Genomic DNA, 25,613 nt, shown 5'->3' with positions numbered 1-25,613 from the left:
CCCCATGAGCACCTACAACCACTGGTTCATCCGCGCGCGGCTCAAGACCCGGCAGCTGCTGCTGCTGGTGGCCCTGGCCGAGGAGGGCAACATCCACCGTGCGGCCCAGGTGCTCAGCATGACGCAGCCGGCCGCCTCCAAGCTGCTCAAGGACCTGGAAGACGTGCTGGAGGTACCGCTGTTCGAGCGCCTGCCCCGCGGCATGCGGCCCACCTGGTATGGCGAGACCATGATCCGCCATGCGCGCATGGCGCTGGCGAGCCTGAACCAGGCCCATGACGAGATCGGCGCGCTGAAGACGGGGCACTACGGCCAGGTGGGCATCGGGGCCATCACCTCGCCGGGGCTGAGCCTGCTGCCGGCGGCGGTGGCCCTGGTCAAGCAGCAGCACCCGAGCCTGCGCATCACGCTGGACATCGAGACCAGCCCCGTGCTGCTGGAGCGGCTGGAGCAGGGGCGGCTGGACATCATGGTGGGGCGCGTGCTCCCCGGCCCGGAAACCGGCCACCTGCGCTACGAGCCGCTGACGGACGAGCCGATCTGCGCCATCAGCCGCCCCGGCCACCCGCTCTCGGGCATGAGCGGCCTGACGCTGCGGGACGTGCTCTCGGCCAACTGGATCGTGCCGCCCGCCGGCAGCGTGCTGCGGCACCGGTTCGACCTGATGTTCCAGCAGGACGGCCTCGCCCCGCCGACGGACATCGTGGAGACCTCAGCGCTGCTGTTCATCACCCGCATGCTGCAGCAGAGCGAGATGATCGCCGTGGTCGGCGCGGACGTCGCCCACTACTACGCGGCCCACGGCATCGTCGCCGTGCTGCCGATCGCCATGCCCTGCCACATGGACGCCTTCGGCATCGTCACCCGCACCGACCGCCTGCTCTCGCCTGCCGCCAAGGTGATGATGAAGGCGCTCAAGCAGGCCAGCTTCGTGCAGTACGGCCGCAAGCTGGAGATGGACGAGTAGGGCGGGGAAGTCGCGCAAGCGCCTCAGGGGGTTGCTTTCTGCTAGACCCATCCAGCGTCCACCTTGAACTCCTGCGCGGTGCACATCGCGGCATCGTCGGAGCCCAGGAACAGCACCATGCGCGCGATGTCGCGCGGCTGCAGTTTGTCGGGCAGGCACTGGTTGCGCGCGAGTTCCCGCTCGCCCTCGGCGTCGAGCCAGAGCCGGATCTGGCGCTCTGTCATCACCCAGCCGGGGGACACGGTGTTGATGCGGATGCGGTCCTGGCCCAGCGTGCGCGCGAGGCCCCGGGTGAGCCCGTTCACCGACGACTTGGCGATCGCATAGCAGGGGTAGCCCGACCCCTTGCCCTGCCAGCCGGTGGAGCCGAGGTTGACGATGGAGCCGCCGCCGAGCCGGCGCATGCCCGGCACCACCGCCTGGATCGCGAAGAAGGCCGGGCGCTCGTTGATCGCCATGCGCTCGTCGTAGTACTCGGGGGTGACGGACTCCAGCGTGTGGCGGTCGTCGCTGGCCACGTTGTTGACCAGCACGGAGACATCGCCCAGTTCGGCCGCGGCATCGCGCACGGCGGCCTGCAGGGCATCGATGTCGCGCACGTCGCACTCGCGCCACCAGGGGCGCGGCAGGCCCGCGGCCTCCATGTCGCGGACCAGTTGCCCGCTGGCCTCGCGGGCCACGTCCACGAACGCCACGCGCGCACCCTGCTCGGCGAAGGCCGTGACGATGGCGGCGCCGATCCCGCTGCCGCCCCCCGTCACGAACACCACGCGTCCGCGCAGGCTGGGAAACACCGACAGGGCTCCGGACGGCGAGGCGGCGGCGCCGGAAGAAGGAACGGGTGGAATTTGAGACATATAAATTTTGGTATCGATTGATAGAAAAAATAATGGTTACGTGCATCAATTTGCGTTGATAAGATGCGCCGCGTCAAGAGGCCCGCGACAGACGGGCGCTGAAACAACGTCTGGAGACGCGCATGAATCCTCCCGAGATGCCTTCCGGCAACCCATCGGCCGTGCCCTGGCCCGCCCCCGCGACCGGCGCGGCGCGCTGCGTGCGGCCCATGGCCTCCCAGCTGGGCGAGGGGCTGCTGTGGTCGGAGCGCGAGCAGGCGCTGTACTGGGTGGACATCCTCGCCCGCGAGCTGCACCGCTGGGACCCTGCAGGCGGCGCGCACCGCTGCTGGACCTTCGACGAGGAAATCTCCGCGCTGGCCGAGCGCGCCGCGGCACCCGGCCTCGTCGTCACCCTGCGCCGCGGCTTCGCGCTGTTCGATCCGGCCACGGACACCGCGCCGCGCTACCTGCACCAGCCCGAACCGGAGCGCACCGGCAACCGCTTCAACGACGGCAAGTGCGACGCCCAGGGGCGCTTCTGGGCCGGATCGATGGACTTCGGCTGCGAGGCGCCCACCGGCGCGCTCTACCGCTTCGACCCCGATGGCCGCTGCACGCGACACGACGACGGCTTCGCGGTGACCAACGGCCCGGCCTGGTCGCACGCCGGGGCCGCCGGCGGGACGCGGTCGCCGGCCCTGTTCTTCAACGCCACCGCCGAGGCCTGCACCTACCGCTACGACTTCGACCCCGACACGGGAGCGCTCTCGAACCGGACGCTGTGGAAGCGCTGGTCCGACGAGGACGGGCTGCCCGACGGCATGACCACCGACGTGCTGGGGCGGCTGTGGATCGCACACTGGGGCGGCGCGTGCGTGACCTGCCACGATCCCGTGAGCGCAGCGGAACTGTGCCGCGTGCCGCTGCCGGTGAGCCAGGTCACCACCTGCGCCTTCGGCGGCCCCGGCCTGCGCACGCTCTTCATCATCTCCGCCCGAACGGGCCTGTCGGAGGCCCGGCTGGTGGCCGAGCCCCTGGCCGGATCGCTCTTCGCCGTCTCCGTGGACGGCCCCGGCCTGCCGGCCCACCGCTTCGGCGGCTGACCTCCTGGAGACGCCCATGAACGAGACCTTCCATCCCGTCACCTGGCTGCACCATGCCGGTCAGCACCTGGGCCTCGTGCCTTCGCTGGGCGGCAGCGTGGCGGCCTGGCAGATCGACGGGCCCGACGGCCGCCGCGTTGACCTGTGGCGCTCGTGGGATGGCCGCACGGCCGACCTCTACCGCATGGCTTCGTTCGCCATGGTGCCCTGGTCCAACCGCATCAGCTGCGGCGGGTTCTTCCATGCGGGGCACTTCCATCCGATGCAGCCCAACCGCGCAGGCGAACCGTACCCCATCCACGGCGACGGCTGGCTGCAGCCCTGGAGCCTGCGCCAGCCCGCGCCCGACACCCTGGAGATGGCCCTGCACTCGGACCGCTTCCAGGGCAATCCCTACCACTACGAATGCGTGCAGACCTTCCGCCTGGTGCCGGGCGGGCTGGACCAGAGCGTGCAGGTGCGCCATCTCGGCCCCGAGCCGCTGCCCTACGGGCTGGGCCTGCATCCCTGGTTCCCGCGCACGCCGGACACACGCATCTCCGCCCCCGTGCAGGGCGTGTGGCTCTGCGGCAGCGATCCGCTGCCCACGCGCCACACCGAGTGGTTCCCCGAGGGCTGGAACCTCAATGGCGGCATATCGGCCCACGGCAACCTGATCGACAACGCCTACACCGGCTGGGGCGGCACGGCGCGCATCGCCTGGCCCGAGCGCGGCCTGCAGCTCACGGCGCGCATGCCGGGCTTCGTGCAGGACGGCGGTGCCGAGCGCCACTTCTGCCTGGTGTACCGGCCGCCCGAAGGGCCGGCCTTCTGCTTCGAGCCCATCACCCAGCCCATCGATGCCTTCCACCAGCCGGGGCAGCCGGGCCTGCGCGTGCTGGAGCGCGGGCAGGCGTTCGCGCTGCGCGTCGAGTGGCGCTACGGCCTGCTCGACGATGCGGCGCCCGGCGGTGCACCGCCGTCCGGCCGCGTGGCAGCGTCCGGGCCTGCGCCTGCGGCCGGACCTTCCACCGCGGGGCCGTCCGCGGCGGCCAGGGCGTCGAGGGCGGTGTCAGGCCGCATCGGCGATCCGGGGGCGGTGCGGAACGAGTCCAGGCTCGCCTCGCTGGCCGTGTCGTAGCGGCTGCCGCCGCCGACACCGGTCTCCGCCGCGCCTTGCGCGTCGCTGGCCTCGGGGGCCTGCCGCGGCTCCCAGGTCCTCGCGGGCTGCAGGCGCTGGCCCGGCTCGCGCCGCGGCACGGGTTCGTAGAGGATCCACTGGCCCACCGTGCGCATCGCTTCCGCGCCGCGGTTGTTCTGGTGCTTGAGGAAGAAGTCCAGGCCACGCTCTTCCTGCAGCTTGGCCTTCTCGCGCAGCAGCAGCAGCGTCGGCTCCCACATGGCCTCGTTCTGCAGGAAATCGTCGAAGGCCGCGTCCTCGGCCCGCGCGCCGTCCTCGTCGCCCGCCGCGCGGGCCAGCGCGGCCAGCGCGCGGTGCGTGTCCAGCAGCGGCGCGGCGGGCGCGCGCATCGCCTTGTCCGCGAACATGGCGGCGAAGCCGTTGCCCTGCGCGAATGTCCGCGCCTGCTCCATGAAATGCGAAAGCTGGATGTCCGCCAGCAGGTGGTGCAGCGGCCCTTCCACGTCGCTGCCGAGCTTGCCGGTGCCGTAGTGCGCCCACCCGTCCCATTCCGCCCGCACGTGGCGCTCGAATTCCGCGAAGCGCGAGTAGTCCGTGGCACGGTCGCTGCGCACCGGGTCGATCTCGTCGCCGAAGAGAAAGAGCGTGCAGAAATGGGTCGTGGCGTGGTTGGCCACTTCCACCGCGTAGCCCGCGTCGAGTCCGCCCAGCCCGGCACTGGCGCGCTGCGCGGTGCCGGCGCCGTTGCTGCGCAGTGCCTCCGCGATCTGCACGCTGGCGGTGGCGCGGGCCGCGACCTCTACCCGGGAGGAAGCGGTCGCATCGCGATAGACCGTGGTCATGTAGCCTGCGATGGTGGTGGCAGTGCGGCCGTTGTCCTGGCGCATCTTCGCGCCCAGGCTGGCGGCCACCCCCGCGCGGCGGCCCCGGCCCGCGACCTCGCCCACGCGCAGGCCCGCGCTGGCGGACACATTCGTCTCGGTGCCGGTGCTGGAGCGCCGGGCATCGTCGATCAGGCCGGCACTCAGTTCCGGATGGTGGGCGAGCAGCTCGCGCAGCCAGTCGTGGCGTGCCGGCGCGCCGTCGGGGCCCGGCTCCGCCAGGCGCAGCAGGTGTTCGTAGGCATCCAGGAATTCCACGTTCAGTTCCGGCTCGCGGCCCTTGCCCAGGCGCGGCAGGCGCAACTGGATGCCGTTTTCCAGGCCGCGCTCGCCGCGCCAGCGCCAGTCCGCCGCGAGGGTGCCGCCGAGCGTCGCCTGGTCGGTGCCGAGGTTGGTGGCATAGCCGGTGTTCGCGCCCGCGCCCACCTGCACCTGGCCCGTGCGCTGCTCGCCGATCTGCAGGTACATGCCGGTGCGGCCCATGTAGAACTCCATCACGGCGTCGCGGTTGCGCTGCGCGCCGGCGATCAGCCGCACGCCCAGGCCGAACACGGAGGACCCCAGCGCCACGGCCGCGGACAGCGGCCCGGCGTTCAGGCCCCAGGCCTGCTGGCCGATCAGGCGCAGGCGATCGCGCCATTCGAGCTGGCCGATCATGTCCCGCGTCAGGTCCAGCAGGGCCTGCGCATGCGTGGCCTGCCCGGGTGCGCCGTCGCGCAGCAGGCGGGCAGCCTCCTGCACGCTGGCGCGGAACTGCGCGCCCTGCTGCAGCGCATAGCCGTGCCAGGACACGGGCGTGCCGCCGGGCGGCGGCGGTGGTGGCGGGGAGGAAGGCCCGCCCGCATCCTCGGGCAGACCCTCGGCCAGGAGGGCCAGTGCCTCGGCCGCGGTGTGCGGGCGCCGCTCGAGCCGCTGCCAGGCGGCCTCCAGCAGGGGCACACTGTCCTGCGACAGCTCCGAAGGCGCCAGCCCCTGGCCGAGCGCCGTGCGCTCGAAGTGCGCGCGCAGTTCCGTGGCGCGCGCCGCGATGCGCCCGCGCGCGGCGGCATCGATCACCAGGGTGGTGCGGTCCGTGCCTTCCGGCGCCCATTGCACGGTTTCCGCCAGGGCCTGCCAGGCGCATTCCGCGGGGCCGGGCAGCCGGCCCGGGGGGCGGTCCGCGCGCAGGCCGCCCAGCATTTCGGAGAGCTGGCCGGCGGCCTTTTCCAGGGCCGCGTCCGCCCGGCGCCGCGGCGTGGGCAGCGCCGTGGCGGAGCCCACCTCCAGCGCCTGCGGCAAAGAGCGCAGCGCATTGGGCTGCCCGCCGAAGGCGCGGGGTTGCGCACCGTGCCGCGCCAGGTCGTGCAATGCGTCCGCCAGCCGCTGCAGGTGGCCGTTCGCCCGGTCGTAGGCCGAGCCGGGCGCGTTGCTTTCATAGCCATTGCGCAGCGCGTGGTAGGCCGCGCGCTCGTCCACCGTGCATGCGTCCAGCGCCTTGGCGGGCTCCGCGGCATGCAGGGCCCGGCGGGCGGCGTGGCGCGCGTGGCCCAGCCATGTGCGCAGCGCGGTGTCGTCCGGCGCGGCGGCGCGCAGCAACGCATCGGCGCGCAAAGCCAGGCGCGCGGCCGCCAGGCGCTCCGGTTGTGCGGCCGGGCTGCCTTCCGGGCGCAGCAGGTGCGACAACACCTGCAGTCCCCGGGGCACGCGCGCCAGATGGTCCACCGTGCGCTGCGCCGCGGGCGGCAGGCCTGCCGCGGCCGGCCGGGCGGCATCCGCGCCGGGGGGGGGCGCCAGGTCTGCCCAGCGGAGCCGGCGCAACGCGGCGAGGGCCTGCAGCGCCTCCGCCGGGTCGCCATCGGCCGCTACGGCCAGGGCCTTCAGTCCCACGGCCACCACGCCGGCAGCGGGAATCGCCCGGTCGCCGAACATCGCCGTGTCCAGCCCTTCCGACCAGTTCCGCAGCGCGTCCTTCAACGCCGCACGGGCGGCCGCCTCCGCGGGTGCGCCCGGGGCGCGCAGGCCGGGCAGCGTATCGATCTGCCGGTCGGCCATTTCCTTTTCGCACGCCTTCAGCGCGGCCGCGGCCGCTTCGCTGGCAGCCCGGGCGGCATCCCGCGCCGTCTCCAGCGTGGCGCGCCGCTCCTGCAGGCCGCCCAGCAGGGAGCGCAGGTCGGCGGCTTCGTCATCCGCGTCGAACAGGTCGCGGGCCATCGCCACCGCGGAACGCTCCAGCCGCTCCAGCCCGGCCTGCACATCCTGCCTGCGCTGCTCCAGGCCTTGCCGGACGCCCGTGCGTATCGTGTGCAGTGACCGCAGTTCATGGAGATGCTGCCGCAGCGCGGCAACCTCCTCTCCGGTGTCTGCGCCGCCGCGGTCGGCCTCGGTGCGGTCGGCCTCGGTGCGGTCGGCCTCGGTGCGCGCGGCCAGCAGTGTGCCGAGACGGCCTCGGACGGGCGCCGCCAGAGCCGCTTCGGCCTGGGCGATGCGCCGCTCCAGTGTGGCGGTGTCTTCCGCCAGCCGGGCGATGCTGGCGTCCAGGGCCTGCTGCTGCGCGGCGATGGCGGCCTGCTGCCGGCGCAGCGGCGCGGGCCGGTCCGCGGCGTGAGCGATGCGGCGGCCGGTGCGTCGGGCATCGGATTCCAGCCGCTCGATGTGCAGCTGCACAAGATGCTCCAGGGCGGTGGCCTTGCGGGCCGCCACCTCGGCCTCGTGCAGCCGCTGCGACGCCGCAAAGGCACGGGCCTGCGCCGAGCCCACGCTGCGCCAGGTACCCCGGTCGCCCGCGGTGTCCCGCGCGATGGGCCGTGCGCCGGCGGCAGCCGTATTCCGGAAGCGCGTCAGTTCGTCCAGCCCCACGGGTTTGCCGGCCCGCAGCCCGAGCGCGGTTCCCGCCTTGCCCAGGAACTTGCGCAATGCCTTGGTCGCCTTGCGCGGGGCCGTGGCGGCCGGCGGGGCGGGCTGCGCAGCGGCGGCACCCGCGGAATCGGCATCGGCCGCAGCGGGCAGTGGTTCCGCCAGGTATTCGCGCACCCGGCCGGCCAGGCCGAAGTGCGGCGCGAGCGCTTCCCTGCGCGCCGCCGCGCCGTCGAGCTGGTGCAATTTGTGGTGGGCCTGCTTGCCGGGGGCGGGGTCGCCGGCATGTGCCGCATTGCGCGCATTGCCGGGGACGAGCAGGGTGGTGGTATGGGGGTGCAGGGAAAATTTCGGCATGGCGTCCATCGGTCACAGGGGCGTCGTGCGCGATCCCGGAAGGCCCGGGAAGGGAGTGGCTGGACGCCGCACGCCCGGGGGCGTGCGCCGTTGGCTGGCCACGACGCCTCGGATGATGGAGTGGGTGCCGGTGCTTCGGCCGGCTCCCGGCCGAAGCACCTTCCGGCGGCGCGAAGCAGGGACTTGGACGCAGGTGCGAGCGCGAGCATTGCCGGCGTGCTAAGTTCCGTCCCGACACGGACCAACCGGTAACAAAAAAGACGCACCATGACGAGCCAACTGCAGGAGAGAACCCGCGCGCTGCCAGGAAACCGGCTGGCGGGCATGCGCCGCGGCATCGAGAAGGAGGGCCTGCGCGTGCTGGCCGAGGGCGGGCTGGCGCTCACGCCGCATCCGGCGGCGCTGGGTTCCGCGCTCACGCATCCGCACATCACGACCGACTACAGCGAGTCGCAGATCGAACTCATCACGGGCGCACGCGGCTCGGTGCAGGAGTGCCTCGACGAGCTGACCGAAATCCACCAGTTCGTGCTGCGCACCCTGGCGCAGTCCGGCGAGATGCTGTGGGTATCCAGCATGCCCTGCGGATTGCCGACGGACGAGACGATTCCCCTGGCGCGCTTCGGCTCCTCCAACGTGGGCCGCGCCAAGAGCATCTACCGCATGGGCCTGGGGCACCGCTATGGCCGCCGCATGCAGACCATCTCGGGCATCCACTACAACTGGTCCATGCCCGGCATCGCGAGCGACGAGTATTTCGGGCTGATCCGCAACTTCCGGCGCCAGGCCTTCCTGCTGCTCTACCTCTTCGGCGCATCGCCCGCGCTGTGCGACTGCTTCGTGCAGGGCCGCCAGCACGGCCTGCAGCGCCTGGGACCGGATTCCCTCTACCTGCCGCACGCCACCTCGCTGCGCATGGGCCGCCTGGGCTACCAGAGCGATGCGCAGGCCACGCTGGCCGTGAGCTACAACGGGCTCGACGGCTATGCCGACTCCCTGCACGAAGCGCTGACGCGGCCCTATCCCGCCTATGAGGCGCTGGGCGTGCGCAACCCCGGCGGCGACTACAACCAGCTGGGCACCAGCCTGCTGCAGATCGAGAACGAGTTCTACGGCACCATCCGCCCCAAGCGCACCGTGCGCCCTGGCGAACGCCCCCTGCACGCGCTGCGCGACCGCGGCGTGGAGTACGTGGAGGTGCGGCTCATGGACCTCGATCCCTTCGCCCCCGTGGGCATCGAGGCGCCGACCATGCGGCTGCTGGACATGTTCCTGCTGCACTGCCTGCTGTCGGAAAGCCCGCCCGACACCCCCGCCGAGATCGCCGCCCTCAAGCGCAACCAGCACCTCACGGCCGAGCGCGGCCGCGAGCCCGGGCTGTGCCTGGAGCGTGCGGGCCGCAGCGTGCCGCTGGTGGAGTGGGGCGCGGAGATCCTGGCGGGATGCACGCCCATCGCCGCCGCGCTGGACGCGGCCCAGGGCACGGATGCGCATGCGCAGGTCCTGGAGGCGGCAAAGAGTTTGCTGCGCGAGCCCGACGCCACGCCGTCCGCCCGCGTGCTCGCGCGCATGGCCGGTGGCCACGCGCAGAGCTTCCTGGGCTTCACGCTCGCGCAGTCCCGTGCTTCCCGCGACACCCTGCTGCAGCAGCCCTGGACCGGCGGGCAGCAGGCCCGCTACGAGCGCATGGCCGCAGAGTCGCTGGCCGAGCAGAAGGCCATCGAGGCCGCCGACACGCTGGATTTCGAGAGCTGGCGCAAGCGCTACATGGCCATCGGCTCCGCGGCGTCGTCGTCGGCGGCGGGCGCGCCGCTCGCGCAGACCGTATAGGCCCTTCGCACGGGCCCTTTTCCAGGCCTTCGGTCAGCGGCCGGCCGCCTGCGCCGCGCCGCGGATGCCCGCCAGCGTGCCCGTGGGGGTGATCGCCTCCGCATCCAGCAGGCAGTGCAGCACGCTGGGCAGGCCGCTCGCGCGGGCGCGGGCCAGCGCGGGCGCGAAATCCTCCGTGCGCTCCACCCGCTCCCCGTGCCCGCCGAAGGCCTGCGCGTAGGCGCGGAAGTCGGGGTTGCGCAACTGCGTGGCGCTCACCCGGCCGGGGTACTCGCGTTCCTGGTGCATGCGGATCGTGCCGTACATGCCGTTGTCCAGCAGCACCACGATCACCGGCAGGCCGTACTGCACGGCGGTGGCGAACTCCTGCCCGTGCATGAGGAAGTCGCCGTCGCCCGAGAACACCACCACCTCGCGCTGCGGCCACAGCCGCTTGGCGCCCACGCCGGCCGGCAGGCCGTAGCCCATGGAGCCGCTGGTGGGCGCGAGCTGGCTGGCGAAGGCCGTGAACGGCCAGAAGCGGTGCACCCAGGTGGCGAAATTGCCCGCGCCGTTGCAGAAGATGGTGTCCGGCGGCAGCACCTCGCGCAGATGGCGCATCACCTCGCCCATCTGCAGCGGGCCCGGAATGCGGATCGGCGCGGGATCGCTCCAGGCCAGGTAGTCGGCGCGCGCCTCGGCGGCACGGGCGGCCCAGCGCACCGGCCCTTCCGGCCGCACGGCGGCCAGGGCGGCCGTGAAAGCCTGCGGCGTCGCATGGATGGCCTGCGCCGGTCGGTACAGCCGGCCGAGTTCGTCGGCATCCGCATGCACGTGGACCAGCGGCTGCGCCGGCACGGGAATGTCCAGCAGCGTATAGCCCTGGGACGGGACCTCCGACAGCCGCCCTCCCACCAGCAGCACCAGGTCGCTTTCGCGGATGCGCGCCAGCAGCTTCGGATTGGCGCCCAGGCCCAGGTCGCCGCCGTAGCAGCCGTGGCTGGCCGGAAACAGCATCTGCCGCCGGAACGAGCAGTACACCGGCAGGCTCCAGGCCTCGGCGAAGGCCGTGAAATCGCGCACGGCGGCTTCCGACCAGCGGCTGCCGCCCAGGATGGCCACCGGCCGCTCGGCCGCTGCCAGCCGCCGGGCCAGCTCGCGCAGCGCGTCCGGGCCGGGGTGCGTCTCGGCCACCGCATGGGGCAGGGCGTCGGCGGCCTGCACAGCATCGGTTAGCATGTCTTCCGGCAGCGCCACCACCACCGGCCCGGGCCGGCCCGAGGTGGCCACGTGGAACGCCCGCGACAGCAGCTCCGGCAGGCGCCGCGCATCGTCCACCTGCACCACCCACTTGGCCATGGTGCCGAACACGGCACCATAGTCCAGCTCCTGGAAGGCCTCGCGGCCCAGTGCCTCGCGGGCCACCTGGCCCACGAACACGATCAGCGGCGTCGAGTCCTGGTGCGCGATGTGGATGCCGGCCGAGGCATTCGTGGCCCCCGGCCCGCGCGTGACGAAGCAGATGCCCGGCCGCCCGGTGAGCTTGCCCTGCGCCTCGGCCATCATGGCCGCGCCGCCCTCCTGGCGGCAGACGGTGACGGCGATGTCGGCATCGTGCAGTGCGTCCAGCACCGCCAGGTAGCTTTCGCCGGGCACGCAGAAGAGCTGGCGCACGCCGTGCAGGATGAGCTGGTCCACGAGGATCTGGCCGCCGGTGCGGAGCGTGGCGGCGGCGGGGGCGGAAGGAGGGGTGGGCAAAGAGGTCGAGGTCATGGGCGGGAAGGAGGGGAATGCGCCACTATCGCCCAGGGCGCGGGCGCTGCCTAGGGGATGCGTTCCGATGGGTGGAACAGCCGGGCCCGGCGCACCGGTCGCCAACCGGGGGGCCGTGCGGTGGCCCCGTATCATCGCGCGATGCCCACCGCCGCCCAGATCCTCGCGTTCCTGCTCGCCGCCGTCCTCATCACCGCCACGCCGGGGCCGGACAACCTCATGGTGCTGGGCATGGGCATGTCCCGGGGCCGGGCGCGGGGCGTGGCCTTCGGCCTCGGCTGCGCCGCGGGCTGCCTGAGCCACACGCTGCTCGCGGTGCTCGGCGTGAGCGCGATGATCGCGGCGTCCCCCGCCGCGTTCACCGTGCTCAAATGGGTGGGCGGCGCCTACCTCGTGTGGCTCGGCGTGCAGGCCCTGCGCCATGCCGGCAGCGGCGGCACCCTGCGCACCGACGTGCCCGGGCAGGCCGTGCAGCCGCTGCGCACCCTGTTCGCCAGGGGCATGCTGGCGAACGCGGTCAATCCCAAGGTCGTCCTGTTCTTCCTCTCGTTCCTGCCGCAGTTCGTGGTGCCCTCGCAGGGGGCGGTGGGGCTTCAGCTGGGCGTGCTGGGAATGGTGTTCACGCTGCAGGCAGCGGTGCTCTTCGGCCTGCTGGGCTGCTTCGCGGGCACCATCGGCGGCTGGCTGCAGCGCCGGCCGCGCGCCGGCCTCTGGCTGGACCGCATTGCGGGCACGGTGTTCATTGCGCTGGGCCTGCGCATGGTGGCGGCACGCTGAGCGCGGGCACGCCGCTCAGGCGTGCGGCAGGGTGATGGTGACGGAAGTGCCCTGGCCGGGGCGGCTTTCCATGCGCACCTGGCCGCGGTTGGCTTCCACCAGCGATTTCACGATGCCCAGGCCCAGGCCGATCCCGTCCTTGCGGGCGCGGGCCGTCTCGCCCTGCCAGCCCGGCTCGAACGCGCGGGCGATTTCTTCCGGGGCCATGCCCATGCCGTTGTCCGCCACCGTGAGTTCGACCGATCGCGCGGCGTGCGGCGAACTGCAGGTGCCGGCGATGCGCACGGTGCTGCCCTCGGGCGAGTACTTGAGCGAATTGCCGATCAGGTTGCCCAGCACCCGCACCATCTGTCCGTAGTCCACCCGCACCTGCGTCTCGGGCACCGGCCCCGCCACGAGCGCGATGCCGCATTTCTCGGCGATGGGCGCCATCATCTCGACCGCGTCCGTGGCCAGCGTCGCCAGCGGCAGGGCCTGCACGGTCGATGCCGAATCGGACGGCCGGAGCAGGCCTTCCACCAGCGAGGCCATCATGCCCACGGCCGACAGCATGCGCTGCACCACGGCTTCCGGCGGCACCTCCGCGCAGCGCTGGATGCGCGTGGCGCTGAGCTGCAGCACCTGCAGCGGCGTGCGCAGGTCGTGAGCGACCACCGCCAGCACCCGTTCGCGCGCCAGCGCCTGGGCGCGCGCCGTGGCGGCGGCCTCCTGCGCGGCGGCCAGGGCGGTGCGCAGGTCCAGTTCGCGCGCCGCGGAGACGGCCAGCTGGCGGATGGTCTCCAGTTCGTCGTCCGTCCAGGCGCGCGGGCGCATGTCGATCACGCAGAAGCTGCCGATGTTGTGCCCGTGCGCCTTCAGGGGCACGCCCACGTAGGCGCGCACGCCCAGGCTCTCCACGGTGGGCACGGCGCGCCATTGCGGCTCTGCGTGCGTATCGCGGATGACCAGCGCATCGTCCCGGTCCAGCGTGAAGTGGCAGAACGTCTGCCCCTCCATTTCCCGGGTGCGTGCCAGCGCCTCGGGAAAGCCGGACTGGCTCTTGTAGAAATCGCGCCGACCATCGACGACGGAAATGAAGCATGCCGCGGCGCCCAGCAGGCGGGCCGCGGTCGCCGTCAGGCTGTCGAAGCCCGGCTCCGCGGGGGAGTCGAGCAGACCCGTGGCCTCCACGGCCTCCAGGCGCTGCGGCGCGTGGCGGGCCGCCAGGGCACGGGCGGCGGAATGCCCCCCCTCCAGGGAGGCGTCGGCCGGATCGGCGGCAGGGGTCGCGGTGGCAGGCATCGGCCGAGAATAACGCGACAGCAATACCGTAGAGCATTCGGGGACGCGAAATGCCTGCCGGGCATCCTGCCGGGCCGGCGGCCGCCGGGGTGCATCAGGGGCCCGGGGCCGCGGGCATGCCGGCGGGGGACGGCGCCAGCGCCTCCTGTGCGTCTTCGCACCACCAGTGCGCGGCGGCATAGAAGCCCTCCCAGACGCAGCCGTTGCAGCCGCGGCCGCAGCAGGTGGTGGGCGCCTCCGGCGGCGGCCGCAGCGCGACGCCACGGGCCTGTGCCAGTGCCTGCAGTCCGGCGAACGCCCGCGCCGCGTCGTCCGCGGTGCGCAGGGGCGGAAGTTCCGCCAGGGTCACCGGGGGCCGCCGCGCCAGCGCTGCCAGGCCCAGCGGCCCATGAAGGCCAGTCCCAACACGAGCGCGAACCAGCCGACCACGTGGATCTGGCCCATGAGGTCGCGCACGCTCAGCGAGCGCGCGTAATAGGGAGCCAGCAGGATGACGATGCCGATGAGCGCGCAGGTCACGCCCTTGAACAGCATTTCGGACGCCTGCCGCCGGGTGGTCCCGGAAGCAGGTGGCGGCGTGGGAGAGGCGCGGGTCATGGGCGGGTCTGGGACAATCGGTGGAACAACGGGGGCGGGGCAGGGCGCCGGATGCGCGATTATCCGTGCGGCCGCGCCGACGCTCCGTCCATCCCCTTTCTCCCAACGCACCACCTGAGTCCCTCCCATGGCCATCCAATGGTTTCCCGGCCACATGCATTCCACGCGCAAGGCGATCGGCGAGCGCATCAAGGACATCGACGTCGTCATCGAACTGCTGGACGCGCGCCTGCCCGGCTCCAGCGCCAACCCGCTGCTGGCCGAACTCACGGGCCACCGGCCCACGCTGAAGGTGCTGAACAAGCAGGACGTGGCCGATGCCGCCCGCACGCCGGCCTGGCTCGACTGGTACAACGCCCGTCCCGACACCCGCGCCATCGGGCTGGATGCCTCCGACACCGCACCGGCCCGCCGCCTGATCGATGCCTGCCGGCAGCTCGCGCCCCAGCGCGGCGGCATGGCCAAGCCCATGCGCGTGCTGATCTGCGGCATTCCCAACGTGGGCAAGTCCACCCTGATCAACACCCTCGCCGGCAAGACCCAGGCGAAGACCGGCGACGAGGCCGGCATCACCAAGCTCGAGCAGCGCATCGTGCTGGACGATGATTTCTACCTGTGGGACACCCCGGGCATGCTCTGGCCGCGCATCACCATTCCCGAGAGCGGCTACAAGCTCGCCGCGAGCGGCGCGGTGGGCCGCAATGCCTACGACGAGGAAGAGGTGGCGCTGGAACTGCTGGCCTACCTGCAGCGCCATTACGCGCCCCTGCTGGACGCGCGCTACCGCCTCGGGCTGGACCCGGCCGCGATCGCGGCGCTGCACGACGACGAACTGCTCACGCTGATCGCGCGCAAGCGCGGGGCCGTGATGTCGGGCGGGCGGGTGAACCTGCAGAAGGCGGCCGAACTGGTCATGACGGATTTCCGCAGTGCCATCCTCGGGCGCATCACGCTGGAGACGCCGCCCGAATTCGAGGACTGGAGCGCGGCGGCGCAAGTGCAGGAAGCCGCCCGCGCCGCCAAAAAGGCCGAGCGCGAATCGCGCCGCAAGGGAGGGCGGCCCGCCAGGGGCGCCGAAACCGAAGGCGACTGACCACGGCGCAGCAGCGCGGAAGGAAAAAAAGGCTGCCACGTCCTGCATGGCAGCCCCAATGCCGGTGACCCGGCTCGCAATGAAAGAAACAGGAAAACCGGGACGCAGCCCCTCAGAACGAGTGGCCCATGCCGAAGTACATGGCGCGCTGCGATGCGCCTGCGCCCGGACCGTTGACGGTGACGTCGGCCGCGTAGTTGGCGGTGGAGCTGTTGTTCACGCCGCCGAGCGATGCATACAGGAAGGTGCGCTTGGACAGGTAGTAGTCCGCGCCGACCATCAGCAGCGTGGCGTTGCCGTTGCCCCGGTTGGCGCTGACGCGGTAGCCCGCGCCGATCAGGGTCAGCGCAGGCGTCACGTCGTAGCGCACGCCCAGCCAGCCGTGCTTGAGCTTGCTGGGTGCGCCGGCCGCGGCGTCGGGGGCGGAGATGGCTTCGTAGGCGGCGAACAGCTTGGCCGCGCCGATGCGGTAGGTGCCGCCCAGGATCGCGTCCTTGGAATAGTTGTAGGCGTCGCTGTAGTTGCCGTTGGCATCGCGCCGGCTGTTGAGCATGGCACGCACTTCGAGGTCGTTCGCGGCATAGGCCAGCGACAGGCCTTCGTTGCGCAGCCGCTTGTTCGAGCCCGGCTGCTCGCCCATGCCCACCTGCACGTTGGCGGTGAAGCCGCCGAAGCTGGGCGTGGTGTATTCGATGACGTTGTTCACGCCCGGCCAGTTGCGGCCGCGCACCAGCGTCGCGCTGCTCATGAACTGCTGGCCCGTGGGATCGATGTTCCACACGTCGTTGCTGTTGAAGAGGTTCTTGCCGAACATCAGCGTACCCCAGCTGGTGCTGCTCAGGCCCACCAGCGAACGGCGGTTGAAGAACGCGGACCCGGTCGTGCCCTTGGTGGCGCTGAAGCCGCCCTCCAGGTTGAAGACGGCGCTCAGGCCGCCGCCCAGGTCTTCCTTGCCGCGGAAGCCGATCATGCTCGTTCCCCACTGGTTGTCGGCGGCGCGGGTGAGCGAGTTCGTCTGGCCGGTCGTGGGGTCGGCGATCTTGTCGATGTATTCCACGCCCGCGACCACGCGGCCATAGAGCGTGACGTTGGACTGCGCGTGCGCCGCGCCGGGCAGCGTGCCGGCCGTGGCCAGGAGCGCGGCCGCAGCCGCCAGGGTTGTCTTGGAATGCGTATTCACAGCGTTTATCTCCGTTGTAGTAACTTTGCTGATCGAAAAGGAAACCGGGCCGAGCCCGGCAGTCACCCCACCCGTGGCGCGCATCCGCGCCGGCTGATCCGGGCGCGGGGCATCGCGCCGGCAGCCTTGGAGCCACCGCCCTCGCGGGCAGCACCTCGCGGCGCGGCCTCGTAAGCCCCGCCTTCAAGTTCATATGTGAACTTTTTGTTTATTAAGGAACAATGTAAAAACTGGGAGCCTGCAGCGCCAATGAGGGGATACCCTGCTGCCGTGGCGGAGGTGCCACGGCAAATTGCCAGGCAGCCGCCCTGCGATTGCCCGGAGAATCCGCACCAGCGCGCCGCCGGGGCCCTCCCGGCCAGGCCTCTTCCATCCCCATTCCCCGCCATGACAGAAGAAACCGATCGCTACCGTGCTCCCGCCCTGGACAAGGGGCTGGACATCCTCGAGCTGCTGGCCGGCCAGCCCCATGGCCTCACCCGCGCCGAGATCGTCAAGGCCATGGGCCGCAGCCCGGGCGAGATCTACCGCATGCTCGAGAGGCTGGTGGCGCGCGACTACGTCACCCGCTCACCGCAGGGCGACCGTTATGCGCTCAGCCTCAAGCTCTTCGTGCTGGGGCACAGCCATCCGCCCATGGAGCGCATGGTGTCCCAGGCCCTGCCGGTGATGGAGGGCTTCGCCACGGCGGCGCAGCAGTCCTGCCACCTGGGCGTCTATAACCGGGGGGACATCACGGTGGTGGCCCAGGTCAACGGACCGGGCAACTGGGGCCTGTCGATCCGGCTGGGCGTGCGGGTGAGCCTGATCGACACGGGCTCGGGCCACGTGATGCTGGCCTTCCAGACCGAGCAGCGCCGCGCCGAGATGCTGGCCGAGCACCAGGCCACGCAGGGGGCCGCGGGCGACGCGCCCATGCAGCCGGCGGAACTGCACACCATCCTGGAGCATGTACGCACGCAGGGCTGGTGGCAGGGCGACAGCCAGCAGGCCTTCGGCGTGATCGACATCTCCATGCCCGTGCGCGGGCCGCAGGGCCAGGCGCTGGCGGTGCTGACCTGCCCCTTCATCCGCCGCCCGGACCGGCCGCTGGAAGCCGACCTGCAGGCCGCGCGCGAGCAATTGGCGCAGGCGGCGGACGCGCTGTCGATCCGCTGAAGGGACCGGCCTGCTGGAGCCTGTCGACCGCCTTGCCGGGGGGCGCATGGGCGCCCGGGCGGTCGCGAAGGGGGATCAGTCGCGAAGGGGGATCAGTCGCCGCCGCCGTCCCCGGTGCCGCCGGCCTCCCGGGCGCCGTCCGTGACGATCCTGCCTTCCTTCACATAGCGGTCGAACTCGTGGCGGGGCAGGGCGGCGACGCCCGCCGCGTTCTCGTCGCGCTCCTTCCAGCTCAGCGTGACGCTGTCGTCCGCATGGGTGAGTTCCACCGGGCCTTCGGGAATCGCGATGGGCATGCCGTCGCCCTCGCGGTAGGTCACTTCGCCGTGGATGGTCGCGTGTTCTGCGTGCATGGGTCGGTCCTCCTCGCAATGCATGGTTGGGTGGGCCGGCCGCGCGGCGTGCGGGGCCTTCTGAAATGCCATTACACCGGTACGGCCGGGGGGCGCCGTGTCGGACCACGCCGCCAGTGCGCGCCCGTGCTCATCCGTGGCGGGCCGCATGCCGTGCCAGCCGGGCGTCGTGCCACATCGCGGCGCAGTTCGCGCCCGCCACCGCCAGGCCGGCGGCGCAGGTGGCGCCCCAGCCGCCGTGCTGCCATGCCGCCGAACCCAGCGCGGAACCCAGGGCGGCACCGCCGAAATAGGTCGTCATGTACACGGCATTGAGCCGCGAGCGGGCCTGCGGCGCCAGGGCGTAGATCACGTTCTGGTTGCTGATGTGCACGCCCTGCAGCGCCAGGTCGATCGCCAGCACCCCCACCAGGAACCAAGGCAGGCTGGATCCGCCCAGCCACAGCGCGCCCCAGCTGGCCGCGAGCAGCAGCACGGAGGCCCGGGTGGTCCACTGCTCATGGCCGCGGTCGGCCATGCGGCCCGCCCAGTTGGCCATGAGCGCGCCGGCCACGCCTGCCAGCCCCACCAGGCCGATCTGCGCGTCTCCCATCCGGTGCGCCGGCCCGGCCAGCATCAGCGCCATGGTGGAAAACAGCACGCTCACCGAGCCGAACGACAGGCCGCCCAGCAGGGCCCGGCTGCGCAGCCGCGGGTGCTGCCGCGCCAGGGTGGCCAGCGAGCGCAGCACCTGCCCGTAGCTGGGCGGGTTCGGCGTGCGCACCGCCGGCAGGGTGAACCACAGCGCCACGGCCACCACGAGGATCGCGATCCCGCCCACGCGGTACACCAGGCTCCATCCGCCCACGCCCGACAGCAGCCCCGCCACGCTGCGCGCCGCCAGGATGCCCACCAGCAGGCCGCTCATCACGAGCCCCACCGCGCGGCCGCTGCGCCCCGGCGCGGCCAGCGCCGCGGCCATCGGTACCAGCACCTGGGCCGCCACCGAGAACAGCCCCGTCATCAGCGTGCCGGCGGCCAGTGCGCCGAAGCTGCCCGCGAAGCCGCTCATGAACAGCCCGCAGGCGGCCAGCGCCATCAGCGCCACCACCAGGCGCCGCCGCTCCAGCTTGTCGCCCAGCGGCACCAGCAGCAGCAGGCCGGCCGCGTACGACACCTGGGCGATCGTCACGGTGAACGCAGCGCGGGATTCGCTCACGCCCAGTTGCACGGCGATCGAATGCAGCAGGGGCTGGTTGAAGTAGTTGGCCCCGGCGCAGAGGCCGCAGGCGGTGGCCATGAGCAGCAGTACCGGGGTGGACAGCCCTGCGGGGGCCTGGGTGTGCGGGGCGCTGCCCGCGGGGGTGGCAGGGGAACTGGATGGCATGGGAAGAGAATCTGTCGGCAGAAAAGGGCGAAGGCATGGGGCGCCGCGGCCCGCGGGCGGGCGGTACGTGCGGCTCAGGCCGCAGGCAGCACCGCCGTGGCGTCGATTTCGAACAGCATGCCATCGAGCGCGAGGCGCGGCACGGGAATCAGCGTACAGGCCGGCAGGGCAGCGCCGGCCCAGCGGGAGAGCAGCGCCGCGCCGAAGGAGCGCAGCCGCTCTTCGGAGTGGTCCACCACCAGCACCGTGAGGCGGGCGACGTCGCGCGGCGCAGCGCCCGCGGCGGCCAGCGCGGTGCAGAGGTTGTCCAGGGCCTGGCGCACCTGGGCATCGAACCCTTCGGCCAGCCGGCCCTCCGCGTCCTCCCCGCCCTGGCCGGCGACGTGGATGGTGCGGACCGGCCCCTGCACGATGGCCAGGTGGGAATAGCCGTTCGGCGCAGGGTCGTAGAGCCCGGTCGGATTGAGGAAGGACAGCACGGGGCGGGCAGCGGGGGAGGTATTCGGAGCAGGCGCGTGAGAAGTCATGGGAAAGCCTTGAAGTTCAGGAAAGGGCGCCTGCCACTGAGGCCGGCGACCGCATGCCCTGCAGTATCGAACCTCAACTAGACTTGAGGTCAACCGCTTTTTCCATCCCCTGCCGATCACCTGCTGCCGCTCCATGCCGTCCACACCCTCCGCCACATTTCCAGCCGCATCCATCGCCGACAAGGGCCTGGCCCGGACTGCCGGCCGTGCCGACGTGCCTGAACTCACCGTGGGCGAAGTCGCCGACCGCAGCGGGCTGGCAGTGTCAGCCCTGCATTTCTACGAATCCAAGGGCCTCATCGCCAGCGTGCGCAGCGCCGGCAACCAGCGCCGCTATCCACGCTCCATACTGCGGCGCGTCGCGGTCATCAAGATCGCGCAGCGCATGGGACTGCCGCTGGCGACCATCGCGGACGCCCTGCAGGCCCTGCCCGAGGGCCGCACGCCCACGGTGGCCGACTGGCGCCGGCTGTCTGCGGCCTGGCGTGCGGAGCTCGACGAGCGCATCGCCACGCTCACACGCCTGCGCGACCAGCTCGACGGCTGCATCGGCTGCGGGTGCCTGTCCCTGCGCGCCTGCCCGCTGCGCAATCCGGACGACACCCTGGGGGCTTCGGGCGCGGGACCGCATTTTTCCGGTGATCCGGCCGCGCACCGCAAGGGACGCTGATGGGCCATGGGCCCGCAGGCCGAAGCTGCCCGAACGGCCAGGGCAGCCGATGGGGAAGGCGAGGGCGGAACTGTTCAGGATGCCGGGGGCGGACCGCCGCCGGTGGAGCCTGTCTCGCTGCCGTGGTCCGACGAGGACGAGGGCGAGCGCGCACCGGCCGCGGCCTGGCGTTCTCCGGCTGCCGCCGCATCGCTCTCCGCCGGAGTGCTGCGCCGGTGCAGCAGCCGCTGCGCCAGCGGCTCCGCGGCCAGCACCAGCAGCGCCAGCAGCGTGCTCAGCAGCGCCGTGGCCTCGCGGCCCAGGCCCGCCGCCACGCCGATCGCCGCGGTCAGCCAGATGCCGGCGGCGGTGGTGAGCCCGCGGATCTGGTGCGCGCCATCGCTCTTGAGGATGGTGCCGGCACCCAGGAAGCCCACGCCCGCGATGATGCCCTGCAGCACGCGGCTGTTGTCCGCCGGTGCAATGCCTTCCTGCTCGGCCACCAGCACGAACAGCGCCGCGCCCATCGACACCAGCATGTGCGTGCGCACCCCGGCGGCCTTGCCGCGGTGCTCGCGCTCCCAGCCCAGCAGCCCGCCGAGCAGGCCGGCCATGCCCAGGCGCACCACGATGCGCGTGGCCTGCTCCAGGTCGGGCAGGTCGGAGAATTCGCCGGCCGTCGTGGACAGGACCACATCCCACCACTCCATCATGCGGCGCCCCCGTGCCGGCATGCGCCGGAAGGTGCCTGGAATCTCCGGCCGTGAAGGCGGGGTGCGGTGCTGTGCATGGCGGAAGTCAAGTCTTCGGAAGTGGCCCCGACTGTGCGCTGCGGGCAACCGGCATTCCGGCAGCACCCGTCGCGACAGCAGGTAGGACGGCGCCTACCCGGACGCGGCAAGGCCTTGCTGCCGGGCCCGGCCCTCGCGTTCCCCGGTGGATTCGGGTCAGCGTTCCGGGGCGGCCGCATCGCCGCAGGGCACCCAGTCGAGGCTCAGCACGCGTGCCTGCCAGTCGTGCAGGTCGGGCGAACCCGCCGGCAGATCTGCCGACACGTCCGCCGGGCCTGCCCCGTCCGGCGCAGCCGGCGCGCCGGGCAGCGGCCCGCCGTGCAGGCCGCTGTCAATGACCAGCATGTCGCCCGTCGCGGGATGCGGCAGCGCCAGCCGCCAGGCGTGCAGCCAGAGCCGCTGCAGGCCCAGCCGCCGGGCCCACCAGCGGTTCAGCGGTCCCTTGCCGTGGGTGGCGTCGCCCAGGATCGGGTGGGCGATGTGCTTGAGGTGCCGGCGGATCTGGTGCCGGCGGCCGGTTTCCGGCAGGGCTTCCACCAGCGAGGCCCGCGTGGTGGCGAAGCGCGCGTCGCTGGCCTCGGGCAGTTCCAGCCGCGCGAGGCAGCGCAGCGCCGTGCGGGCCGGCTGGACGGCGGCATCGGGCGGTGCATCGTCCGGGCGCAGGGCATGGTCCACCTGCACCCGGTCCGGCGCATGGCCGCGCACCAGGGCCAGGTAGCGCTTTTCCACCCGGTGGTGCTCGAAGGCCTGCGACAGCGCGCGGGCCGCCTCCGCGTGCAGCCCCATCACCAGCACCCCGCAGGTGCCCTTGTCGAGCCGGTGCACCGGATACACGCGGCGGCCCAGCTGGTCGCGCAGCGCCTGCATCACGAAGCGGGTCTCGCCCGCGTCCAGCCCCGTGCGGTGCACCAGCCAGCCGGCGGGCTTGTACACGGCGACGAGGTCGTCGTCCTGCCGGAGGATGGCCAGGGGAGGATGGCGGGGGGCGGTCGGAAGCGGCATCGGGCGCGCAGCATACCCCGGCGCGCATGCACCGCGGCCCGGCCGCTCAGCGCAGCACGCGGCAGTTGCCGAACTCGCAGCGGATCGCCAGCGCGTCGCCGCTGTCGCAGGCCACGGTATAGGTCTCGAAGCCCGGCCCCTTGGCGGCCAGCGCCGCGACCGGCTGGGCGCTGCAGGCCTGGGCGCGCGCCAGCTGCTGGGCGCTGAAACTGTCCACCCCCAGCGCGATGGCGGGCAGCGCGGGCCCGGTCACCGTACCGGGAGCGGGTTCGTCGGGCGGCGGAGGGAGCGGCGCCCCGGGGTAGGGCCCGGCCGCATGGCCGCGCGCCTGCATGCAGCTGTCCACCGCGCGGCGGCGGCGCTCCAGTGGCTGCAGGCCCTGGGTGGCGCCGAGCGCGCCGCCCGCCACGGCCCAGTCGCGCACCGCATCGTGGCTGCCGCCCGCGGACCAGGCTAGCGACGCCAGCACCAGCGCGCCGGTCAGCATGCCGTCCAGCGTCTCGATCACCACCCCGATCTGCTGCGCATAGCGCTGGCATTCGGCCAGGTCGGCCGCATGGCGCTGCACCTCGGCCGGATCCGCGCTGGGGGGCGCGGGCACCGCGCTGGCGCATCCCGCGAGCGCCAGCGCGGCCGCCAGCAGGCCGGTGCAGGCCAGGCGGGCAGGTGCCTTGCAGCCGGGGCGGAAGGGGTGGATGGCGGGCATGTCGGGGCTCCTCGGGCGGAGTGAAGGGAGGGGCAGGGCGGTGCGGCATCGGATGCATGCCCCGCCGATTGCGACATTGTTCCGCGCCGCGCGCGAGCGCGCCAGCCCCGATGTCGCCGACAATCGCGCCCCTATGACCACGACGACTTCCGCCCCCGCACCCGCCACCGCGCGCACCCTGCTGCCCCAGACCCTGCTCATGGCCCCGTCGCAGGACGATCCTTCCCCCCTGGTGCTCTACCACGGCCGCTGCGCCGACGGCTTCGGCGCCGCGCTGGCCGCCTGGCGCTACTATGGCGGCGAGGTCGAATGCGTGGGCCTGTCCCACGGCCAGGCGAAGTCGGTGGAGGATCTGCCGTCCCTCGAAGGGCGGTATGTGTACATCCTGGATTTCTCGTTCCCGCCCGAACTGCTCCACGCCATCGACGAACGCGCCGCCCGCCTCGTGATGCTGGACCACCACAAGAGCGCCGCCGAACAGCTCACCGGCTTCGCCTGCCGCTGCGGCGTGGTCCATTTCGACATGGACAAGTCGGGCGCGCGCCTCGCCTGGGACTTCTTCCATGCGGAGGCGCCGCTGCCCGATCTGGTGCGCTACATCGAAGACCGCGACCTCTGGAACTGGAAGTACCCCGAGACCGCCGGCTACGTCGCCGCGCTGGACATGGAACCGTTCGACTTCGGGCGCTGGGACGCCATCGCCCGTTTCACGCCGGACCAGACGCAGGCCTTCGTCGCGCGCGGCGAGGCCATGGACGAGAAATTCCGCCACCTTGCCGCCGACGTGGCCGGCGGCGCGCAGCCGCTCGTGTTCGACGGCGAACAGGGCCTGATGGTCAACGCACCGGGTGCGTTCCACAGCCTGATCGGCGAGATGCTCTCCCAGCAGTCCGGCACCTTCGCGCTGATGTGGACCGTCGGCAAGGACGGGCAGGTCAAGGTCGGCCTGCGCTCGCAGCGCGGCTACGACTGCTCGGTGCTCGCCACCCGCATGGGCGGCGGAGGGCACGCGCAGGCGTGCGGGTTCCGCATGGGCCGGGATCGGTTGCCGGAGTTGCTGACGGGCGTGTTCCAGTCCGGTACGCCGGCACAGGGCTGAGACACGGCGCGGCCACGGTTCCAGGCCGGGGCCCGCCCGGCATCCGTCACGCCAGCCGCAGATCCTTCGGCTTCGCGCCCGGGAACACCCGGGCCAGCGCATTCCCGTTCAGCCCGTACATGCGCCCGAAGATGCCGCCCAGCACGCCGCGGTAGTCGTTGAGCACGGGGTAGTCGCGGTTCTGGAACAGCGTGGTCGCGGTCAGCGCCTGCTGCTCGCCCGCGATGCGACCGCCGGCAACGCCGCCGCCCAGCACCCACAGCACGCTGCCGTGCCCGTGGTCCGTGCCGCGGTTGCCGTTCTCGCGGAAGGTGCGGCCGAATTCGCTCACCACGACCACCGTGGTGCGGTCCCAGGCAGGGCCCATCTCGTCGGCGAAGGCGGCGAGGCCCCGGCCCAGCTCCTCGAAGCGGTTGGCCAGCGCGCCCGTGGCATTGCCCTGGCCCACGTGCGTATCCCAGCCGCCCACGTCCACGAAGCCCAGGTTGTAGCGCGACTGCATGAGCCGTGCCATGCGCCGCGCCGTGCCCTCGAATCCCTTGGTGCTGAGGGCGTTGCGGCTGGCGGCATCCATCTCGCCCTGCATGGTGCGCGCCACCTCGTCGCGCGTCTGGAAACCCTCGGCCACGGGCGCGGCCAGCGGCGTGCCCTGGTACATGGAGGCGATCAGTCCCGCCTGCCGTTCGTCGATGCCCGGCTTGGACACGCCGGCCGCGGCCAGGGCGGTGTTGGGCACGTCGTAGCCGCCGCGCAGCACCAGCGGCAGCGTGTCGGTGAAGGCCATGGGCGAGAGATGGTCGTGCCAGCGCGGCTGGGCGCCGAGCTCCAGTGCCAGCCGGTTCAGGAAGCCCGAGCGGTAGTCGCGCCGCGCGCCCACGGGCTGGCCCAGCTCGATGCTGTCCTGCGTGTCGAAGTGGCTGCGCGTGAGATCGTCGGTGCCCGAGAACGGCACGAACGCGACCTGTTTTTTCGCGTAGAGCGGCTGCAGCGAACCGGCCAGCGCCGGGTGCAGGCCCCAGTCGGCGGTGAGCTGCAGGGCGCCGCCCTCGGCGCCGGGGCGGGCAATGGCGATGTTCGGGCGGCTCTCGTAGTAGAAGTCGCTGGAGGTGGGGACCAGCAGGCTCGCGCAGTCGTAGCCGCCGCGCAGGAAGACGAGCAGGAAGCGCGCGTCCGTGGCACCCTGCGGCGTGGCCGCCAGGCTGGCCTGCAGCACGCCCGGTGCGGCCAGCGCGGCGAGCGCCTGCAGGCAGCGCCGGCGCGTGGGCGCGATGCCGGCAAGGCCCGTCACGGCATCGGCCGCATCGCGGGGCAGGGAAGAGGGTCGGGGGGAAGCGGGGTGCGTCATGGCAGGCC

22 protein-coding genes and 1 pseudogene are annotated in these 25,613 nt (G+C 72.4%); 9 read left to right on the top strand and 14 right to left on the bottom strand.

Annotation, left to right across the window (positions count from 1 at the left end):
- Positions 1–4: 4 nt before the first annotated feature.
- Positions 5–967, top strand: a complete 963-nt coding sequence (locus ACGHC0_RS15330) for a LysR family transcriptional regulator (protein ID WP_107129759.1) — start codon at positions 5–7, stop codon at positions 965–967.
- A gap of 41 nt (positions 968–1,008) precedes the next feature.
- Here the strand turns inward: ACGHC0_RS15330 and ACGHC0_RS15325 are convergent, their stop codons facing one another.
- Complete coding sequence (locus ACGHC0_RS15325) at positions 1,009–1,824, bottom strand: SDR family NAD(P)-dependent oxidoreductase (RefSeq protein WP_368351799.1); 816 nt, start codon at positions 1,822–1,824, stop codon at positions 1,009–1,011.
- A 122-nt stretch (positions 1,825–1,946) separates the two neighbouring features.
- On the opposite strand from ACGHC0_RS15325, the gene ACGHC0_RS15320 reads away from it, so the two are divergent.
- Together ACGHC0_RS15320 and ACGHC0_RS15315 are read left to right on the top strand one after the other, a co-directional pair.
- A complete protein-coding gene (locus ACGHC0_RS15320) occupies positions 1,947–2,909 on the top strand; it encodes an SMP-30/gluconolactonase/LRE family protein (RefSeq protein WP_415266035.1) in 963 nt (320 codons plus the stop codon).
- 16 nt (positions 2,910–2,925) lie between these two features.
- Positions 2,926–3,789: pseudogene (locus ACGHC0_RS15315) on the top strand (aldose 1-epimerase); the annotation flags it as partial.
- A 38-nt stretch (positions 3,790–3,827) separates the two neighbouring features.
- Here ACGHC0_RS15315 and xopZ read toward each other — a convergent pair.
- Positions 3,828–8,099, bottom strand: coding sequence for a XopZ family type III secretion system effector (xopZ, locus tag ACGHC0_RS15310; RefSeq protein ID WP_415266034.1), 4,272 nt, complete (start codon positions 8,097–8,099; stop codon positions 3,828–3,830).
- Positions 8,100–8,366: 267 nt separating this feature from the next.
- Here xopZ and gshA point away from each other — a divergent pair, with 267 nt between their 5' ends.
- Positions 8,367–9,929 carry a glutamate--cysteine ligase gene (gene gshA / locus ACGHC0_RS15305; protein WP_368351797.1) on the top strand — a complete coding sequence of 521 codons (1,563 nt, stop codon included), beginning with the start codon at positions 8,367–8,369 and terminating at the stop codon, positions 9,927–9,929.
- 33 nt (positions 9,930–9,962) lie between these two features.
- Here the strand turns inward: gshA and ACGHC0_RS15300 are convergent, their stop codons facing one another.
- Positions 9,963–11,681 (bottom strand): thiamine pyrophosphate-binding protein, encoded by a 1,719-nt coding sequence (locus tag ACGHC0_RS15300; protein WP_415266033.1) that lies wholly within the window; start codon positions 11,679–11,681, stop codon positions 9,963–9,965.
- Positions 11,682–11,822: 141 nt separating this feature from the next.
- Here ACGHC0_RS15300 and ACGHC0_RS15295 point away from each other — a divergent pair, with 141 nt between their 5' ends.
- A complete protein-coding gene (locus tag ACGHC0_RS15295; protein ID WP_415266032.1) occupies positions 11,823–12,458 on the top strand; it encodes a LysE family translocator in 636 nt (211 codons plus the stop codon).
- 15 nt (positions 12,459–12,473) lie between these two features.
- On the opposite strand, the gene ACGHC0_RS15290 is transcribed toward ACGHC0_RS15295, so the two are convergent.
- From ACGHC0_RS15290 to ACGHC0_RS15280, 3 genes are all read right to left on the bottom strand, one after another.
- Complete coding sequence (locus tag ACGHC0_RS15290) at positions 12,474–13,739, bottom strand: ATP-binding protein (RefSeq protein ID WP_415266031.1); 1,266 nt, start codon at positions 13,737–13,739, stop codon at positions 12,474–12,476.
- 94 nt (positions 13,740–13,833) lie between these two features.
- Positions 13,834–14,082, bottom strand: a complete 249-nt coding sequence (locus ACGHC0_RS15285) for an oxidoreductase-like domain-containing protein (protein WP_415268426.1) — start codon at positions 14,080–14,082, stop codon at positions 13,834–13,836.
- Between the two features lie 2 nt (positions 14,083–14,084).
- A complete protein-coding gene (locus tag ACGHC0_RS15280; RefSeq protein WP_368351793.1) occupies positions 14,085–14,336 on the bottom strand; it encodes a hypothetical protein in 252 nt (83 codons plus the stop codon).
- Positions 14,337–14,463: 127 nt separating this feature from the next.
- On the opposite strand from ACGHC0_RS15280, the gene ylqF reads away from it, so the two are divergent.
- Entirely contained in the window at positions 14,464–15,429 is a 966-nt protein-coding gene (gene ylqF, locus ACGHC0_RS15275; protein WP_415266030.1) for a ribosome biogenesis GTPase YlqF, read from the top strand.
- Between the two features lie 112 nt (positions 15,430–15,541).
- Here the strand turns inward: ylqF and ACGHC0_RS15270 are convergent, their stop codons facing one another.
- Complete coding sequence (locus ACGHC0_RS15270; protein ID WP_415266029.1) at positions 15,542–16,609, bottom strand: porin; 1,068 nt, start codon at positions 16,607–16,609, stop codon at positions 15,542–15,544.
- A gap of 387 nt (positions 16,610–16,996) precedes the next feature.
- Here ACGHC0_RS15270 and ACGHC0_RS15265 point away from each other — a divergent pair, with 387 nt between their 5' ends.
- Positions 16,997–17,767 (top strand): IclR family transcriptional regulator, encoded by a 771-nt coding sequence (locus tag ACGHC0_RS15265; protein ID WP_415266028.1) that lies wholly within the window; start codon positions 16,997–16,999, stop codon positions 17,765–17,767.
- Between the two features lie 92 nt (positions 17,768–17,859).
- Here the strand turns inward: ACGHC0_RS15265 and ACGHC0_RS15260 are convergent, their stop codons facing one another.
- From ACGHC0_RS15260 to ACGHC0_RS15250, 3 genes are all read right to left on the bottom strand, one after another.
- Positions 17,860–18,120, bottom strand: a complete 261-nt coding sequence (locus ACGHC0_RS15260) for a hypothetical protein (RefSeq protein ID WP_415266027.1) — start codon at positions 18,118–18,120, stop codon at positions 17,860–17,862.
- Between the two features lie 130 nt (positions 18,121–18,250).
- Positions 18,251–19,486 (bottom strand): MFS transporter, encoded by a 1,236-nt coding sequence (locus ACGHC0_RS15255; protein ID WP_415266026.1) that lies wholly within the window; start codon positions 19,484–19,486, stop codon positions 18,251–18,253.
- Between the two features lie 74 nt (positions 19,487–19,560).
- Positions 19,561–20,013 (bottom strand): RidA family protein, encoded by a 453-nt coding sequence (locus ACGHC0_RS15250; protein ID WP_415266025.1) that lies wholly within the window; start codon positions 20,011–20,013, stop codon positions 19,561–19,563.
- A gap of 214 nt (positions 20,014–20,227) precedes the next feature.
- Here ACGHC0_RS15250 and soxR point away from each other — a divergent pair, with 214 nt between their 5' ends.
- The gene (soxR, locus tag ACGHC0_RS15245) at positions 20,228–20,683 is read left to right on the top strand and encodes a redox-sensitive transcriptional activator SoxR (protein WP_368355650.1); all 456 of its coding nucleotides are present in this window, start codon (positions 20,228–20,230) and stop codon (positions 20,681–20,683) included.
- 74 nt (positions 20,684–20,757) lie between these two features.
- Here soxR and ACGHC0_RS15240 read toward each other — a convergent pair whose 3' ends face one another.
- From ACGHC0_RS15240 to ACGHC0_RS15230, 3 genes are all read right to left on the bottom strand, one after another.
- Positions 20,758–21,375, bottom strand: coding sequence for an MgtC/SapB family protein (locus ACGHC0_RS15240; protein ID WP_368355649.1), 618 nt, complete (start codon positions 21,373–21,375; stop codon positions 20,758–20,760).
- A gap of 234 nt (positions 21,376–21,609) precedes the next feature.
- Complete coding sequence (locus ACGHC0_RS15235) at positions 21,610–22,455, bottom strand: pseudouridine synthase (protein WP_415266024.1); 846 nt, start codon at positions 22,453–22,455, stop codon at positions 21,610–21,612.
- 46 nt (positions 22,456–22,501) lie between these two features.
- A complete protein-coding gene (locus ACGHC0_RS15230; protein WP_415266023.1) occupies positions 22,502–23,161 on the bottom strand; it encodes a glycine zipper family protein in 660 nt (219 codons plus the stop codon).
- A gap of 133 nt (positions 23,162–23,294) precedes the next feature.
- Between ACGHC0_RS15230 and ACGHC0_RS15225 the strand changes: the two genes are divergently transcribed.
- Positions 23,295–24,260, top strand: coding sequence for a DHH family phosphoesterase (locus ACGHC0_RS15225; RefSeq protein WP_415266022.1), 966 nt, complete (start codon positions 23,295–23,297; stop codon positions 24,258–24,260).
- Positions 24,261–24,306: 46 nt separating this feature from the next.
- Here ACGHC0_RS15225 and ACGHC0_RS15220 read toward each other — a convergent pair whose 3' ends face one another.
- On the bottom strand, positions 24,307–25,605 hold the full coding sequence (locus tag ACGHC0_RS15220) for a DUF1501 domain-containing protein (protein WP_415266021.1): 1,299 nt from the start codon (positions 25,603–25,605) through the stop codon (positions 24,307–24,309).
- Positions 25,606–25,613 lie beyond the last annotated feature (8 nt).

Source organism: Acidovorax sacchari, from assembly GCF_042847045.1.
GTDB lineage: Bacteria > Pseudomonadota > Gammaproteobacteria > Burkholderiales > Burkholderiaceae_C > Paracidovorax > Paracidovorax sacchari.
Note: the sequence above shows the minus strand (reverse complement) of the source record. Positions and strands in the feature narration are given on the sequence as shown.